General features: G+C 65.7%; 1 pseudogene. It reads left to right on the forward strand.

The features are described 5' to 3' along the window. Positions 1–210, forward strand: a pseudogene (locus QM716_RS29220) (phosphate ABC transporter permease PstA); the annotation flags it as partial.

Here is a 210-nt window from a genome sequence, read left to right on the forward strand (position 1 = left end):
CCCTTCTGGTAGGCATCGTGTGCGCGGTCGTCTCCCCCCCGCTCTGTATCTTCGTCGCGATCTCCCTGGTTGAGTACGCCGACCGGAAGTCGAAGCTCGGCAACCTCACCACTGTCATGGTCGACATCCTCAGCGGTGGCCCGTCGATCGGGGACGCGCCCTTCATCGACGCCCTGTCGATCGCGACCTTCGGCTCCCCCACGTCCGCGT

This window comes from Rhodococcus sp. IEGM 1409 (assembly GCF_030056735.1).
Lineage (GTDB): Bacteria > Actinomycetota > Actinomycetes > Mycobacteriales > Mycobacteriaceae > Rhodococcus_F.